The sequence below is a fragment of the Corynebacterium sp. HMSC062E11 genome, assembly GCF_001811845.1.
GTDB classification, from domain to species: domain Bacteria; phylum Actinomycetota; class Actinomycetes; order Mycobacteriales; family Mycobacteriaceae; genus Corynebacterium; species Corynebacterium hesseae.
The window spans coordinates 102,922-117,565 of the sequence record NZ_KV806815.1; the positions used below are offsets into that span (position 1 = coordinate 102,922).

The 14,644-nt window shown below is 58.3% G+C and carries 18 protein-coding genes and 3 pseudogenes; 13 read left to right on the forward strand and 8 right to left on the reverse strand.

Annotated elements, in window-relative coordinates:
- Positions 1-143: 143 nt before the first annotated feature.
- Positions 144-422: a hypothetical protein gene (locus HMPREF2822_RS12995; protein WP_005391230.1), complete on the reverse strand. Its 279-nt coding sequence runs from the start codon at positions 420-422 to the stop codon at positions 144-146.
- A 108-nt stretch (positions 423-530) separates the two neighbouring features.
- Here HMPREF2822_RS12995 and HMPREF2822_RS13325 point away from each other — a divergent pair.
- Together HMPREF2822_RS13325 and HMPREF2822_RS08250 are read left to right on the forward strand one after the other, a co-directional pair.
- Positions 531-948: pseudogene (locus HMPREF2822_RS13325) on the forward strand (transposase family protein); the annotation flags it as partial.
- A 353-nt stretch (positions 949-1,301) separates the two neighbouring features.
- Positions 1,302-1,565: a hypothetical protein gene (locus tag HMPREF2822_RS08250; RefSeq protein WP_011117479.1), complete on the forward strand. Its 264-nt coding sequence runs from the start codon at positions 1,302-1,304 to the stop codon at positions 1,563-1,565.
- 861 nt (positions 1,566-2,426) lie between these two features.
- Here the strand turns inward: HMPREF2822_RS08250 and HMPREF2822_RS08255 are convergent.
- Together HMPREF2822_RS08255 and HMPREF2822_RS08260 are read right to left on the reverse strand one after the other, a co-directional pair.
- The gene (locus HMPREF2822_RS08255) at positions 2,427-3,020 is read right to left on the reverse strand and encodes a recombinase family protein (RefSeq protein WP_011117489.1); all 594 of its coding nucleotides are present in this window, start codon (positions 3,018-3,020) and stop codon (positions 2,427-2,429) included.
- Entirely contained in the window at positions 3,020-3,274 is a 255-nt protein-coding gene (locus HMPREF2822_RS08260) for a hypothetical protein (protein ID WP_034659529.1), read from the reverse strand. Before HMPREF2822_RS08260 ends, HMPREF2822_RS08255 begins: the two co-directional genes overlap by 1 nt.
- A 188-nt stretch (positions 3,275-3,462) precedes the next feature.
- On the opposite strand from HMPREF2822_RS08260, the gene HMPREF2822_RS08265 reads away from it, so the two are divergent.
- The 4 genes from HMPREF2822_RS08265 (at position 3,463) to HMPREF2822_RS08280 (ending at position 5,104) form a co-directional block, all read left to right on the forward strand.
- Positions 3,463-4,008, forward strand: coding sequence for a TetR/AcrR family transcriptional regulator (locus tag HMPREF2822_RS08265; protein ID WP_070523549.1), 546 nt, complete (start codon positions 3,463-3,465; stop codon positions 4,006-4,008).
- Positions 4,005-4,364 carry a DMT family transporter gene (locus HMPREF2822_RS08270; RefSeq protein WP_048733039.1) on the forward strand — a complete coding sequence of 120 codons (360 nt, stop codon included), beginning with the start codon at positions 4,005-4,007 and terminating at the stop codon, positions 4,362-4,364. Before HMPREF2822_RS08265 ends, HMPREF2822_RS08270 begins: the two co-directional genes overlap by 4 nt.
- Positions 4,361-4,690, forward strand: a complete 330-nt coding sequence (locus HMPREF2822_RS08275; RefSeq protein WP_003849969.1) for a DMT family transporter — start codon at positions 4,361-4,363, stop codon at positions 4,688-4,690. Before HMPREF2822_RS08270 ends, HMPREF2822_RS08275 begins: the two co-directional genes overlap by 4 nt.
- 99 nt (positions 4,691-4,789) lie before the next feature.
- Positions 4,790-5,104: an NIPSNAP family protein gene (locus HMPREF2822_RS08280; RefSeq protein WP_174232238.1), complete on the forward strand. Its 315-nt coding sequence runs from the start codon at positions 4,790-4,792 to the stop codon at positions 5,102-5,104.
- A gap of 157 nt (positions 5,105-5,261) precedes the next feature.
- On the opposite strand, the pseudogene HMPREF2822_RS13195 reads toward HMPREF2822_RS08280, so the two are convergent.
- Positions 5,262-5,526: pseudogene (locus HMPREF2822_RS13195) on the reverse strand (IS6 family transposase); the annotation flags it as partial.
- 116 nt (positions 5,527-5,642) lie between these two features.
- Entirely contained in the window at positions 5,643-7,202 is a 1,560-nt protein-coding gene (locus HMPREF2822_RS08285) for a SulP family inorganic anion transporter (RefSeq protein ID WP_035009418.1), read from the reverse strand.
- 169 nt (positions 7,203-7,371) lie between these two features.
- Here HMPREF2822_RS08285 and HMPREF2822_RS08290 point away from each other — a divergent pair, with 169 nt between their 5' ends.
- On the forward strand, positions 7,372-7,776 hold the full coding sequence (locus HMPREF2822_RS08290; protein WP_034664654.1) for a MerR family transcriptional regulator: 405 nt from the start codon (positions 7,372-7,374) through the stop codon (positions 7,774-7,776).
- Positions 7,777-8,069: 293 nt separating this feature from the next.
- Here HMPREF2822_RS08290 and HMPREF2822_RS13495 read toward each other — a convergent pair.
- Both HMPREF2822_RS13495 and HMPREF2822_RS08295 read right to left on the reverse strand, forming a co-directional pair.
- Positions 8,070-8,147 (reverse strand): annotated as a pseudogene (locus tag HMPREF2822_RS13495) (IS6 family transposase); the annotation flags it as partial.
- A gap of 532 nt (positions 8,148-8,679) precedes the next feature.
- Entirely contained in the window at positions 8,680-8,976 is a 297-nt protein-coding gene (locus HMPREF2822_RS08295; RefSeq protein WP_005531125.1) for a hypothetical protein, read from the reverse strand.
- A 203-nt stretch (positions 8,977-9,179) separates the two neighbouring features.
- On the opposite strand from HMPREF2822_RS08295, the gene HMPREF2822_RS08300 reads away from it, so the two are divergent.
- Positions 9,180-9,428, forward strand: coding sequence for an alkyl hydroperoxide reductase (locus tag HMPREF2822_RS08300; protein ID WP_232755636.1), 249 nt, complete (start codon positions 9,180-9,182; stop codon positions 9,426-9,428).
- A 62-nt stretch (positions 9,429-9,490) separates the two neighbouring features.
- Here the strand turns inward: HMPREF2822_RS08300 and HMPREF2822_RS08305 are convergent, their stop codons facing one another.
- Entirely contained in the window at positions 9,491-9,874 is a 384-nt protein-coding gene (locus tag HMPREF2822_RS08305) for a heavy metal-responsive transcriptional regulator (protein ID WP_369815758.1), read from the reverse strand.
- Positions 9,875-10,101: 227 nt separating this feature from the next.
- On the opposite strand from HMPREF2822_RS08305, the gene HMPREF2822_RS08310 reads away from it, so the two are divergent.
- The 5 genes from HMPREF2822_RS08310 to HMPREF2822_RS08330 all read left to right on the forward strand — a co-directional run bounded on the left by HMPREF2822_RS08310 (position 10,102) and on the right by HMPREF2822_RS08330 (position 14,511).
- A complete protein-coding gene (locus tag HMPREF2822_RS08310) occupies positions 10,102-10,479 on the forward strand; it encodes a hypothetical protein (RefSeq protein ID WP_044055145.1) in 378 nt (125 codons plus the stop codon).
- Positions 10,476-11,441, forward strand: a complete 966-nt coding sequence (locus tag HMPREF2822_RS08315) for a cytochrome c biogenesis CcdA family protein (RefSeq protein ID WP_005532162.1) — start codon at positions 10,476-10,478, stop codon at positions 11,439-11,441. Before HMPREF2822_RS08310 ends, HMPREF2822_RS08315 begins: the two co-directional genes overlap by 4 nt.
- Positions 11,438-11,986 (forward strand): TlpA family protein disulfide reductase, encoded by a 549-nt coding sequence (locus HMPREF2822_RS08320; protein WP_014316113.1) that lies wholly within the window; start codon positions 11,438-11,440, stop codon positions 11,984-11,986. The genes HMPREF2822_RS08315 and HMPREF2822_RS08320 overlap by 4 nt, the downstream gene beginning before the upstream one ends.
- A 119-nt stretch (positions 11,987-12,105) precedes the next feature.
- Complete coding sequence (merA, locus tag HMPREF2822_RS08325; protein ID WP_005532160.1) at positions 12,106-13,548, forward strand: mercury(II) reductase; 1,443 nt, start codon at positions 12,106-12,108, stop codon at positions 13,546-13,548.
- Between the two features lie 252 nt (positions 13,549-13,800).
- Complete coding sequence (locus HMPREF2822_RS08330) at positions 13,801-14,511, forward strand: ASCH domain-containing protein (RefSeq protein WP_070523555.1); 711 nt, start codon at positions 13,801-13,803, stop codon at positions 14,509-14,511.
- The last annotated feature ends 133 nt before the right edge of the window (positions 14,512-14,644 follow it).

Below are 14,644 nucleotides of genomic sequence, written 5' to 3' on the forward strand. Positions count from 1 at the left end.
AAACGAGGGTAACCTCAAAAGAAATATATAAGGAGTGGGAGGGATTCCGCCGTAGTCGGCATTGTAGGAAAATCCAAAAGTTTAGATTTTCTCAAAATGCTTATCTTTTGGTCTTTGGTTCGGAATAGTGTAGTGCTGGCGGTCTATCTATTGTTTTCGGTTGCTTGCTTCTTTACCGTACATGAGCATTCAGTGTTGGGGATAAACACGACTGCCGCAGCATCCGGCATGACCAACTCACTATCGGAAAGCGTGGCACCGGGTGCAAGGGTGACAGTCGGCAACGCCAGCACATCGCGTGCAGAAAGCATGCTTGCACGCCGACGTTTACGAGTCCTGCCGGGGTCGGGGTTGGTGTTGTAATCGGCCCAATCCTTCTCTGGTGGCTTGGGGATCAGCGGGGGAATATCGTGTGGGGACATGGGTGCGGACCTCCTTCGGGTTCTGGCCCACAACCAGCCTGCCACCTAGGGCCTTGGCTTTGTAGGAAAAAGGTATCTAATCCATCCGTACAAAACTAAGGACCTACTGTGCAGCCTAACGGAAATGTCATCGTCGATACCATCTGCCGCACCGCAAAACTAGGAACTACTATCACCGGTGCCACAGAAAACGGTGACGTCACTGTTATTGAAGCCGAACCCGTCGAGCCGATCAATGAATGCCCTACCTGCGGGCAGCCTGGAGTATTCCGCGACCACGTCATCCGCAGCCTGGTCGATCTGCCCATCGTCGGCCACCCAACAACTTCATGTGCGCCTTCCACGCTACCGGTGCACCAACAAGCGTTGCTTGCAGAAGATCTTCCGTGCTGGCCTTGCCTGCGCGCCCGACAATTCAAAGACCACGGACCAGGTGACCCACTGGATCCTGCAACGACTCTGCCTAAATCGGATGAGCGTTGCCGCTGCACCCAAGTCATTAGGCCTGGGGTGGGATATGAAGTGTCCCAGGTTTTGTTCCGTTTGATGAAACCCGTTTTTGAAACAACGTACGGAGCACAACGCACGCCGATGCCAAAGCTTCCGCAACATCGACTACCTCATCAAACCCACGACAGTGGGATTCACACCCTCAATCCCCACGCGTGCAATCTTCGCACCTCAAAGATTGAAAAATGAAAGAAACCGGAGGTAACATACCCTTTCGAGTTTGTTACTTCCGGTGGTGCAGTTTGTTCAACTGCTCATCAGGATCTTACGGGGGATAACACTAACACACCCTGACTCTTGGAAAACGCAGCACACAGACCGTGCACACCCTCACCGATAAAATGGGCACCAGTCCCGAAAGGAGAAGGAATGTACACGACCATCACCCTCGCCGCACTCGCAGTACTTTTCGTCTTAATCATCCAGACCATCCGCCGCGAACGGCCAGAAGACCGTATGTATTACGCCGCGCTTGGAGGCAGCATAAGCGCAGCAATGATCCTTGTCCCCTCCTTCCTTTTCACCCAGGCCGGTCTCTCGCGAGAACTGGCCGCACTGCTCATCTCCTTCGGCCTACTAGCCTTGTGGATTACCATTTTCGGACTCCGCCTAAACGCAAGAACTAGCAGGTAAACCTGCATAACACAGAACATATGCTTTAGCATATGGCGGAACATACGCTATAACATATGCCTAAACATATGTTCCGCCATATGGCAGGACTCGCGGGCGCACGAATACGCAGATTCCCGCCCGCAGTAGAGAAAAGGAGGGCTACGGGCTCAGTGTGGGAGTATTGCGAAACCTTCGCGCGCCCATTAGCCTAAAAAGTGACAGCACAGTTCATCCCTGAATTGCGGCTGCACAATAAAAAGGGCCCCAACGAGTGCCAGCTCGTTGAGACCCTCGGGCCTAAAGACCCACGTGAAGCATCGCGGTAACGAGCTTCACGATTACGGTCACAAGAACTATGACCTTGGTAGCCACATCTAGCCAGTCAAGCTTGGTGGCATCAAGGTCTTTTCTTTTGCGACCGGGTGTATCCAATGAGTGTTTACCCATTGTCTACCTCCCTTTACGTCGTAGGGTTGTCCGCTCGCCTGAAAAAGGCGCGCGGGACAGCCCACGTCACGCGCGGGCCTTACCGCGCACCGACGAGGAAGTCACGCCCACGCCCCACCACAGGTGGCGGGGCATGATTGTGAACCGGCACTAACGTTAGCAGCCACCCCTGACGAGACCTAGAAGCATGATTTCACCCCTGCCTTTATAAAAGCCGCCCATGAGGGGAAACCCGTACAGTGCTACTTGCAGCTGCACTCAACACCGCTAATTTCTCTGCCTGTCACCCTATCTAGACGCACGAAAATGCTGGCAGTGCTACATAACTGCCGACATATGCTTTAGCATATGCCTAAACATATGTCCCGCCATATGGCAAGACATATGACGGGGCTCATGGGCGCGCTGATCTACCATCACGGCTGCACTACCCTAGGTGTTTTTCAATGCTCGATACACCGTAGGACGGGTTACCCCAAATTCCCGCGCTAGTGCTGCCTTTGACTCCCCTGCCAATATGCGCCGTTTAATCTCCGCTACTTGCTGCGGGCTAAGAGCGGGTTTGCGGCCTTTGTACTTTCCGGCCTTTTTCGCCAACGCAATCCCCTCCGCCTGGCGCTCGCGGATAATGGCCCGCTCAAACTCCGCGAAGCTACCGAGAATTCCGAGCATTAAATCCGCGCGCGGATCGGACGTGTCTTTCGCAAACGCGAGATTCTCATGCAGGAAAGTAACAGTCACACCCTTGCCGGTAAGTTCATCAACAATACCGCGCAGATCTGTCAGCGATCGGGCGAGACGGTCAATCGACGACACGACAAGTTCGTCACCGTCTCGCACGTACGCCATACACTCGACAAGTCCAGGGCGGGCAGTCTTGGTGCGGCCGGAAATCCTATCTTCAAAAAACCGGTCAATCCTGCCGGAAGCATTGAGTAGTTCTTTCTGGCGCTGATTATTCTGCTCCACCGTGGAGACACGGATATAGCCCACCCGCTGCCCATGCGAACCAGAGTCATTGACCATTAGTCTTCGCTCCGCGAAGGTTTAAAGGCGGCATTCTCTTGTTCTATGACTGCATCACGATACGACTCGATTGCATCCGAGAGGGCATAAAGCTGAACACCGTCGAGGCCATCAGCGTCAGCAAGCAAGGATTGTACAATCCTGCCCAACGCCTGCTGCCCCGACGAGAGTCCACCATGCAGATCTTTCACCCGCGCCAACGCGGGTACAGAGTCAATATGACTTTCAATATGGAAACCGTCAGACGATAACATCACACTCACCACTTTCTGTAAACATAAGGCTTAGACCCCGCTAGACACGTGTAAAACAATGCTAGGAACGGCCCTATTTTACAGGAAACATTCTGCCGCACACCGGCGTAACAATAGGGTGTACCCCAGGTGCCCCTACCAGCGCCCGCAGTTGAAGGCTTCACCTACCAAATGGTAAAGTTAGCTATATGCGAACCAGTCGGCGCTCCGAGATCCTGGAAGCTGCCCTCCGCGTCATGAACGCAGCGGAGGGTGGCGACATTACCCTTGACGCAGTGACCCACGAGGCCGGGCTCACCAAACCGGGATTGCTATATCACTTCCGCAACCGCGACGTACTGCTCGCCGCGATCGTCGACCACGCTGCGGCCAACGTCGAGAACGACATGACTGCCACCCTTGGCAAGCCCCTCGAGAACGCCAACGCCACCGAGCGGCTCCTGAGCTACGTTCACGTCGCCGCCCACGGGGCCGCCAAGCGCGCCGAGTTCATCATCTGGGGCCAAGCGACGTATCGGCCCGAACTCACCGAACCGTGGACTACGCGGATGGGCCGCTGGCTCGAACTCCCGGACGATCTCGACGCCGCCACCCGAGCCAGGCTGACCACCGCCCGACTCGCCGCCGACGGACTCTGGGGCGCCCAGGCCACAGGTGTGTCCACCCTCCACGGCGCGGATCTCGAAGCCGTCGTCTCCAGCATTCGCTCCCTGATCGAAGGAACAACCCCATGAAGCAGTGGTTCCTGCTCGCTGGCGCCATCACTACCGAAGTGGCGGCGACGCTGTCTCTCAAGGCGGCGCTCAATCACCCATCCTGGTACATCGTGGTTGCTGCCGGATACATCGGCACTTTCGTCTTCCTCACCTTCTGCCTGCGCGAAGGAATGCAGATCGGCGTCGCCTATGGCATCTGGGGAGCCAGCGGGGTCGTGCTCGCCGCCGTGCTATCCGCCGCGATTTTCGGTGAACCTCTGACCGCTGTGATGGGTCTTGGAATGGTTGCGATCATCAGCGGTGTCCTCACCGTCGAACTCGGCTCCCAGAAAGCTCAGCAAACCGCAGCCCAGGAAGCAGGAGTCAACTCATGAGATGGATCTTCCTCGCAGGCGCCATCTTGTCCGAAGTCGTCGCGACCATGTCGCTACGAGCCTCCGACGGTGGCCGGGTGAAGAAATGGTTCATCGGCGTCATCGCGGGGTATCTCGTGGCGTTCGTCGCCTTAAGTCTCGCCTTGGCCGACGGCATGGCCCTTGGCGTCGCCTACGGCATCTGGGCAGCATCCGGCGTAGCTCTCACCGCGATCCTCGCCCGGGTCATCTTCCACGAACCCCTCACCCGAACCATGGCCCTCGGCATCCTCCTCATCGCCGTCGGAGTTCTCACCGTTGAACTCGGCGCCAACTTGGCGAACTGACGCATTTCCGCAGGTAAACCAGGCAGATTGGTGTGCTGCACCACGAGGCGCACAGACAAAGGCTCCCCAATGAGCGCCTGTGGGCCTAGCGTTGTGGATGTGATCACCTGTGTCGTCCACTACACCATCGACCCCGACCAGATCGCAGCCTTTGAACAGTTCGCCCGCGCTTGGATGCGGCATGTCGACGAACACGGCGGCACCCACCACGGGTACTACCTACCCGCGGAAGGTGTGAGTGACCGTGCGGAATCCCTGTTCAGCTTCCCCAGCCTGGCTGCCTACGAGCAGTACCGCACCTTGTTCGGCACCCACTCGGACTTCATCGCCGCTGACCGGATTCGAGACGAGTCCGAGTGCGTCCTGCGGTACGAGCGCACCTTCATGCGGCCGCTCCTACCCCAGGGACACTGAAAGGGACTCCGGCAGCACGCTCGGCACAACCCACAACGCCGCAGGTCAGCGCGTACAGATGGGTGTACCCCAGAGCGCGAATCAGCATGGACCTATAAAGCGACTATCCTATACCGGTCTGGCCACCGGCGGTGATCGCCCGATAGAGGTAGCATCACCTGCCGCCGACTCGGATATAGGTCTCATCGACCCGCCAGGAACTGGCCTGGCAGTCAGGTACCTGCCGGTACCACCGTGTTTGCTTGTCCAGCTCAGGGGCGTATTTCTGGACCCAGCGGTAGATCGTGGTGTGATCGACCGGCACGCCCCGCTGAAGTCATCATTTCCTCCAGATCGCGGTAGCTCACCCCGTAGCGGCAGTACCACCGCACTGCCCATAGAATGATGTCACGGGGGAAATGACGACCGGAGAAGATACCCATGGCTGTGACTATTTCACGTCACTCTTCCTACTGCCCCAACTGTGCAACAGCACCAATAAACTGGCGCCCCGGTTATAAGTTGGGGCGCCAAGTCGATGTGCTCGAGTCGGGGGATGTTAGTGGCCGGTGCCAAGCCGGCCAGACAGTCGGTTCAGCCGGTCCTGACTGGGACCGTCGAGCCCGATAATGGACACGGTTTTGCCTCTGTCCTGGAACTTCTGCGTAATCGCGTCAAAGGTCGCGACCGTGGAGGCATCCCAGATCTCCGCCTCAGTGAGATCAATAGTGATATGACGGGCAGAATCGGTGTAATCAAAGCGATAAACCAGGTCATTGCTTGATGCCCAAAACAACTGGCCATGCACCCGGTAGGTACGAGTATCAATCTCGCCATCGCCGTCGCCGTCGATCTCGGAGACCTTTTCAATGGAAGCGATATGTGCCATCCGACGGGCGAACATGATCATCGCGGTGACCACACCCAGCACCACACCAATGGCCAGGTTGCTGGTGGCTAGGGTGGCAATAATCGTCACGGCCATAACAATGGTCTCAGAGACCGGCATGAGTTTAAGGGTGCGTGGATGCACCGAGTGCCAGTCGATGGTGCCGACCGAGACCATGATCATGATTGCCACCAGCGCAGCCATCGGGATCATGCCAACGATGTCGCCCAGTGCCAGGACCAGGACCAGCAGGAACACACCGGCTAACAGGGTGGATAGGCGGGTACGTGCCCCGGATTCGCGGACGTTGATCATGGTTTGACCGATCATCGCGCAGCCACCCATGCCGCCGAAGAAACCGGAGGCAATATTAGCCACCCCCTGTCCCCAGGATTCACGAGTTTTATCGGAATGAGTGTCGGTGATGTCATCGACGAGCTTGGCGGTCATCAACGATTCCATGAGACCGACCACGGCCATGGCCAGGGCATAAGGCGCGATGATCTGCAGGGTCTCCAACGTCCACGGCACGTTCGGAATAAACAGGGACGGTAAGGTCTCCGGCATCTTGCCCATGTCCGAGACCGTCGGGACAGTCAAACCGGCGGCAATGACCAAACCGGTGAGCACGATAATCGTGACCAGCGGGGCGGGGATCACACTGGTGAGCTTGGGGAAGAAAATCATGATCACCACACCCAAGCCGACGAGTGGGTAGACCATCCAAGGCACATCAATGAGGTGTTCGAGTTGGGCGGTGAAAATCATAATGCCCAGTGCATTGACGAAACCCAGCATCACCGATCGGGGGATAAAACGCTGAAGTTTCGCCACACCGAGGGCGCCGAGCACGATTTGTAGGACACCGCCCAACAAGACGGTGGCGATGAAATAATCCATCCCGTAACCACGCGCCACAGGAGCAATGACTAGGGCAATAGCCCCGGTGGCGCCGGTGGTCATTGCCGGGCGGCCACCGGTAAAGGCGATCGCAATGGCCATGACTACCGAGGAAAACAGACCCATGGCTGGGTCAACACCGGCAAGGATGGAAAAGGCAATGGCCTCAGGGATCAGCGCCAGGGATACCGCCAGTCCGGCCAGAATCTCTATACGGATACGGGCGGGGGAAGAAAATGCGTAACGGAAGGATGCGATGATCCCGGTAGGGGCATCAGCGCCGTCTGGACTCAGGAGGGGGCGGGGGGCCGCCGTGCTAGTTTCAGTCATAGATGTCCAATCTTTGAGGGGATAGGTAACTGGGCGAACGCCCGAAAGGAATCCAACCCTCTAGTAACTTTAGGTTTGGTGATGGTGGTCATGGTAGCGGGAGTTTTACTCAACCGCCAACCCAGGCACAGGAACCCGTGGGCAACATCACCGTGAAGGAGAACAGGCAATGCAAAACAGTAATTTCAAGATCGGCGAGGTCGTTGACCAGACGGGGTTGTCGATTCCCACCTTGCGTTATTATGACAACGTCGGCCTGATTACCCCATCGGGGCGTAGCCCTGGTGGGTTCAGGCTTTATAGTGAGGCTGATGTACGTCGTGTTTTGCTGGTGCGACGGATGAAACCGCTGGGGTTTACTCTGGATCAGATGCGAGAATTCCTGGAAGCTGCGGAGATTCTTCATAGTTCAGATGGCGGGCAGGAAAGTGATACCGCACAGCAGGCACGGAGTAATGCCAAGGCCACCCTTGCCGACATTCGTGAGGAGACGCGCACCCGCTACGAAAAGCTACGCAAGCAAATTGCCTACGCTGAGGAATTCCTCGATCTGGTCAACACCCTGGCACCCTAAAGTGCCCCCATCCTTCGCAGGGAGAAAAAGACCATCCGATTGAATGCGCTCTGTCGAGTCGCGTTCCAGATGAAGTGGACGAACGCCCGCGGCCTCTCCGGAGTGGATGGCGATAGTACAGAGGACTTCTGAAATCCGTGCAGACGACTCCTCAAAACGACACAGTCATCCAAGGTCACATAATCGAAAATTGTCACTTAACCCGTTATTTTACCTACGCGGTGCTGTTGCAAAGTTGGGCCAGGGTCGAAAAGCCTACCCTCAAGACATTAGTTGTCCTTGCTCCGGGGTGCTTAAGCTGTCTCGAATATCCGGCTGACGATCACCGCGTCTGGGTTCGGGTGCCCGTAGGTAAACACCGTGCCCTGGCCCAACTTTGCAACAGCGCCGTCTAAAAGTATGTTCAGATCTCCTTGTTTAAGGATTGAAAACTGTAGTGTCTTGCTGTGGAGGCAGCAAGGTGGCGTATTGAGATGCCAAGTAAGTCCCGTCTTCCCACTTGGCTTTCAGCATCCTGGCGATACACATGACAGTGACATGGTGATCGCCTGCTCGGTGCAGAGATACCGCTTCTGATTGCGCACTGGCTCCGCTGACCCAAGTGTCCTCCACTAGCAGCACGTGCCGACCGGCGACTGCAGCAGGATCTATCACTGAAAAACGATCTGGGCTTATTGTGTGGGACGCGCCGGTGTTATCACCTGAAGATTCTAAAGCCGCTGGTGTGAGACGATTTCGGATATATGACCGAGAGCAGAATTGAGGGCACTAGCAAGTGCCCCACGGTCGCGTCCGGGACTGCGGTTGGTAGAGGGGACGTGAGTTATCACTTCTACCGGACTGACTGCTTGAGCAAGAGTTGGAAGATTATCTCGTAACGTGGTGTACCCTAACCGACTTAACTCAGTGTCCTAAATTGTTCATGACACGTGCAGTTTTATCAATCATGACCGCAACTTCGTGTTGCTCGTAAACATTTTGCATATTCCGGCCAAGGCTGACGTCTATCCACCCATTTGTGGCATGTTCTGACTTTGTCTCCGTTGCAGCTATGGCATCAATGATATTGCTTTGGTCTTTCCAACGGGCATCATTCAAAATGTAGACCACGGCCTTGTCCCAGGCCTGCTCAAAGCTTGGCTCCCTACCGTAGAAGAACGTTGTCTTTAAAGTCGGCGAATATACGCGAAATTCAAACATGTACCTTATTGTAAAAGTGGGGTGTAATCAACTTTTGCAAGTGTTATCTGTCTCGGAGAGAATAAGAATCAGAGCATGATCCTCTACGTCCGGTTCCTACCCCAGATCATTCCCACCGAAAGCCGCCGCCAACCGGCCTGACCTCGCTCACTCGCCGGGCCACGGCATCACCATGGGGCTTGACCCTCGAGCCGGGAGCCCGGGTGCTTGCCAAGGTCCAGCGAAGCTCTCCTGCTGCCGTGAACTATGTCGCGGTGGACATCGCGTCCTACGAGACGGCCGATGAAATCAGGGAATTCCTGGCCGGAAATGGGGCGTCATCCCTGGCCTTTGCCTCTGATGCCGATACGCGGCTCATCACCGCCTACCGGATAAACCAGGTAAGCACCGCTGTAATCCTGGACGCCGCGGGCACGGAGGTCTTCCGTGCCGTGGAGCCGGGTGCTGCGTAACTGCGGACGGCACTGGCCGCGGCGGGAGCCGGCTCAGTGAAGCCCCTTAGCCTGCGGCGGGCTCAGATGTAACTGCAGATTTGTTCAGCATCGCAGCGCTGAGGGTCGGCCACCTCGGCGGTTGCATATTGTTCGGCCACGGTCACCCGGAGCGCGGTGAGCTCCGCGATTTTCCGGTCCAGGTCCTGCAACTGTTTCCCCAGGACATCCCGTACGTGGGTGCAAGGCGTCAAACCGCTATCGCGGATCCGCAGAATGCCCTGGATCTGCGCCAGGGTCAGCCCGGCGATTTGGCTGCGGCGAATGAATTCGAGGCGGCTGAGGGTGTCGTGGGTGTAGTCACGATAGCCGTTGGCCGAGCGCTCAGCCGGTGGGAGCAGGCCCCGGTCCTCATAGAACCTGATCGTCTTGGTTGTTATACCGGCAGCATCAGCAACTTCACCGATTCGCATTTCGGGTCCTCATCTCGTTCCAAAAAATCGCATATGACCCTTCCATCGTACTGGAACGTTCCGCATCGGCACCCGCAAACCAACAGGTCCCGTCGCCAGCTTGACCTTCCCCCTTAGTGGAAGGTTGATAATGGGGTGTGACGTACTACTGGCCGTCCGGTTTCGTGTTGGGGTCCCCTGTCGGGGTTCCGGACACGAGCCGGACATATGAAGGGATGATCATGTCAATAAAAGTGAAGGGCCGGAAGCGCTCTGGCCTGGTGCTTGCGGCAGGCACTCTGCTGTCCTTCCTTGGTGTTGTGATGGTGGCGCTGGTGTGCTGCGGGGTACCCGTTCTGACGGCTGCAGCCGGTGTTTTCGCCGCGGCCGGCGCAATGGCCGGCAACCTCTGGTTCATTGCCGCCGCAGCCCTTGCCGCGGGGGCCCTGCTCCTGCGGGCGCAGCGTCGGGGCAGCCCGGGGACGGATTGTTGCGCCCGTTCCCGCCCGGGGGCCAGCCTGTCCGCGGGTTCTACTCCAACACCTCATTCATCGTCGGAGCAGGAGCGGTCCGGGCAGTCCCGGGCCGGTGCTTCTGAGGATGCGGGGTCACAGGGATGACGGGTGTTTTGGGTCTGGCCTTTCTGACCGGAATGCTTGCCACGGTGAATCCATGCGGGTTTGCGATGCTGCCAACCTATCTGGCGTATTTCATTGGTTCAGGCCCCGGTGCGGGACGGAAGCGGCCGTTGCTTGCAGGTCTTCAGGCCGGGGTTGCCCTCAGCGCCGGTTTCGCCACTGTCTTTGTTACGGCCGGCCTGCTCGCCGCTGTAGGCCTGCGGTCGGTGGCGTCGGCGCTTCCCTGGGCGGCGGCGCTGATCGGAGCGGTTATTGTGGTTGCCGGCCTTGGCATGGTGTTCGGATGGCAGCTGCCCGGGGCGAGGTTGAACCTGCCCCGGATTCTGAAGACGGACGGGACCAGTTCGGGCCTCAGGGCGGTCTTTGGCTACGGGGTGGCCTATGCGGTGGCTGCGCTCTCTTGCAGCCTGGCCCTGCTGCTGGCTGTTGTCGCCCAGGCTGTGTCCACCGGGAGCCTGGCCGGGCTGCTGGCGGTCTTCGCCGCCTACGCCTTGGGCTCCTCGGTGGTGCTGGTCCTTCTGTCCCTCGGTGCAGCGGTAGCGCGGGACGTCCTGGCACGCCACGTCCGAAGGATCCTGCCGTTTGTTAATCGTCTCGGCGGAGCCGCGCTTATCCTCGCAGGGATCTACCTGTTGCTCTACTGGGTTCCGGCCCTGTCCGGCGGGCAGGCCGGGGAGATCATGGGCGGGACGGTCACCGAAGCCAGCGTGGCGCTGTCCGGTTTCATCTCGGGCAACTGGCCCATCATCACCCTCACCGCGGTGGCCGCCGTCCTCGCCGCCGCGGCCCTGGCCCTGCGGCGCCGCAGTAAAAGCAAGGCACAGGACAACAGCGCAATCACGGATGGGGCTGAGAGCAGCGACAGCACCGAAGCGTGCTGCGGCCCGGAACATCTTCTTCCCGACACGGCGCCAGGGCGCACCAACCAGAAAGGAAACCCATGACAACGACCAGAAACCACCGGCGGATCTTCACCATTACTGCCGTCGTAGCGGCCGCGGCCCTCATCCTGGTCCTGGCCCTCACTGCGTTGAACCGCGGGAGCGAAACCGCTCCCGCCGCCGGGCCAGCGGGCGCAAACAACGTGGACAGGATCGAGATCACATCTGTGGACGGCAAGGCCCTCACCGTCCCTTCCACCCGCCCGACAGTGCTGTATTTCATGGCGAGCTGGTGCTATACCTGCGTTCCGCAGGCAGAAGCGATGAAGGAACTGGAACAGGAATATGCCGATAAGGCAGACTTCGTCGCCGTGGACGTGACGCCGGAGACCACAAAAACCCAAGTGGACCAGTTCCGCGAAATGGCCGGCACACCCGGATACCCCTTCGTTGTCGACCGGACCGGGGAACTCACCCAAAAGTACGCGGTCACATCCCTGGACAGTACCGTCGTCATCGCACCTGACGGTGACATCCTGGGCCGGGCCGATTCCCGGCCCATGAAGGCCGATGCCCTGAAGGAATTTCTTGACACAACACTTCCGTAGCAACACCGATCTCTTCGCTCCCGTTCTTGACCTTCCCGTGCAGGGGAAGGTGCAGACTGGGGACAGCATGCAAAAAGGAACGCCCCCGGGGTGTTCATTCGAGACTCCAAGGAGGACTAATGCCTGAGGCAGCACCAGATTTTGATTTAGCCGTGATCGGTTCCGGAGGCGGCGCCTTCGCCGCCGCCATCCGGGCCACCAAGCTGGGCAATCGGGTCGTGATGATCGAACGCTCCACGGTGGGCGGGACCTGTGTGAACACCGGGTGCGTTCCCTCCAAAGCCCTGCTGGCCGCCGCCGAAGCCCGGCATGTCGCTGTGGATGCGACCGGAAGGTTCCCCGGGATCAGCACTTCCGCCGCCCCGGTGGACATGGGTGTACTGATAGACGGGAAACGCTCCCTGGTCGAGGGAATGCGCTCGGATAAATACGTGGATCTGGCCGCCGACTACGGATGGGACCTGCGCCAGGGCACCGCGGTGTTCGCCGGCACCCCGGAGGAACCGGTCCTGGAAATCACCGGACCCGACGGCACCCGCGACTCCCTGACCGCCGCCCATTATCTGGTCGCGACCGGTTCGACCCCGTGGGCACCCCCGGTGCCGGGACTGGATGAAGTCAACTACCTGACCTCGACCACCGCCATGGAACTGAACGAGGTGCCCGAGTCCCTGATCGTCTTCGGCGGCGGGTACGTGGCCCTGGAGCAGGCGCAGCTTTTTGCCCGCCTCGGATCCAAAGTGACCTTGCTGGTCCGCTCCAGGCTTGCCTCGCACGAGGAACCGGAAGCCTCCCGTGCGCTGATGGGCGTCTTCGCCGACGAGGGCATCCGCGTGGTCCGCCGCGCAGCCGTAACTTCGGTCCGCACAGATCCCGCCGGCGCAGAGGTCCTTGTCACCGCCACGGTCGCCGGGGGCCAGGAGGAATTCCGCGCCGCAAAGCTGCTGGTAGCCACCGGCCGACGCGCCGTCACCGACGGACTGAACCTGGACGCCGTCGGCGTCAAGACCGGCGACACCGGCCAGATCCTGGTCGAGAGCACACTCGCCAGCTCCAACCCCAGGATCTGGGCCGCAGGGGATGTGACCGGGCACCGAGAATTCGTCTACGTCGCGTCCGCCCACGGAACCCTGATGGTGGAGAACGCCTTCAACAACGCCGGGCGCGAGGTCGACTACCGGCACCTGCCCCGCGTGACGTTCACCAGCCCGTCACTGGCCGCGGTCGGCATGACCGACAAGGAAGCCAACGAGGCGGGCATCCGGTGTGAATGCCGGGTCCTGCCCCTGGAATACGTTCCCCGGGCACTGGTGAACCGGGACACCCGCGGCTTCATCAAAATCGTCGCCGACGCCGACACCGGACGGATTGTGGGGATCACCGCCGTCGGCAAGGAGGCCGGTGACCTGGCCGCCGCCGGAGTCTACATCCTCGAGGCCGGCATGACCGTTGACCAGGTCGCGAACCTCTGGTGCCCATACCTGACCATGGCCGAAGGGATCAAAATCGCCGCACAGTCCTTCACCACCGACGTCTCCAAACTCTCCTGCTGCGCCTCCTGACCCGCGCCAGATCCCAGCCTAATCCCATTACGTTGTTGGCAGTTCCGCTTGAAGGAGCCCAGGATTCGTACTCCTAGCCCCATGCTGGGGCAGGCTATGTTTATCTGCGTTCCTTCTGCCTTGTGGCAGTGGAACTAGTCGCTGGCTTCGGTATGGCTTATTTTCGTCCCTGTCTGAAAATGATCCGGGGGGGTGTTCCCGATCTCTGTCTTCGCATAGATAAAGCGCGTTAGCATTTATTACCCTTAAAGAGTGATTACCAACGAACTTCGAAATTTACTAGCCAAAGCAACCACCCATGCACAGCGTTTTCAAGACGGAGAAGACCACACTGTAGCCGCAGCACTCCTCACCAAATCAGGCAAACACGTACTCGGTTTGAACGCGCACCACTTCCTCGGTGGTCCTTGCGGGGAAGTCTCGGCTTTAGCTAACCATGCTGCTAGTTATCCAGAGGACCCAATCCAAGCAGTAGTCGCCGTATACGGACCTACTGGTCAAGTTATTCCTCCCTGCGGTAAATGCCGCCAGGTGCTTTTTGATGTTGATCCGTCCATTCGGTGCATCGTGCGCGGAAGCAATGGACTTGAAGCACTTACCGTAGAAGAACTCTTGCCTTTCGCATTCAACTGGCGAGATATGGAACAAGAGCAGCGCATCTACATGTGGGAAGGCTACGAGGAATCAATTCGTAGCGGAGAAAAGCAACAAACCATCCGGGTAGATGATCCTTTCCATGAAGGAAGTGCCCAAATTGTCTTCGAGAAAGAATCCGGAGAGGTCGTCACCATTCCTGCACAGGTCACGTCCGTTGTCTCGACCCAGCGAAGTGAATTGTCGGAAAAGCAAGCTAGAAATGACGGTTTTGGTTCTCTCACCGAGCTTCAGGAAGCGCTAGATACTCACTATCCCGGATTAGCTGCCGATGACGAAGTCGACCTCGTAGAGTTCAAACTCCAGTAATTCAAACAATCTAAAAGCGCACTTACCCTTTTTGTAGAAGCAGTAAAACTACACCAGAGTTTGTGACTTAGGGGAGTGCTTCACATCTGCAAAACCGACGACGGACCTGACCCCTGTTTGGTAGACACCTGAT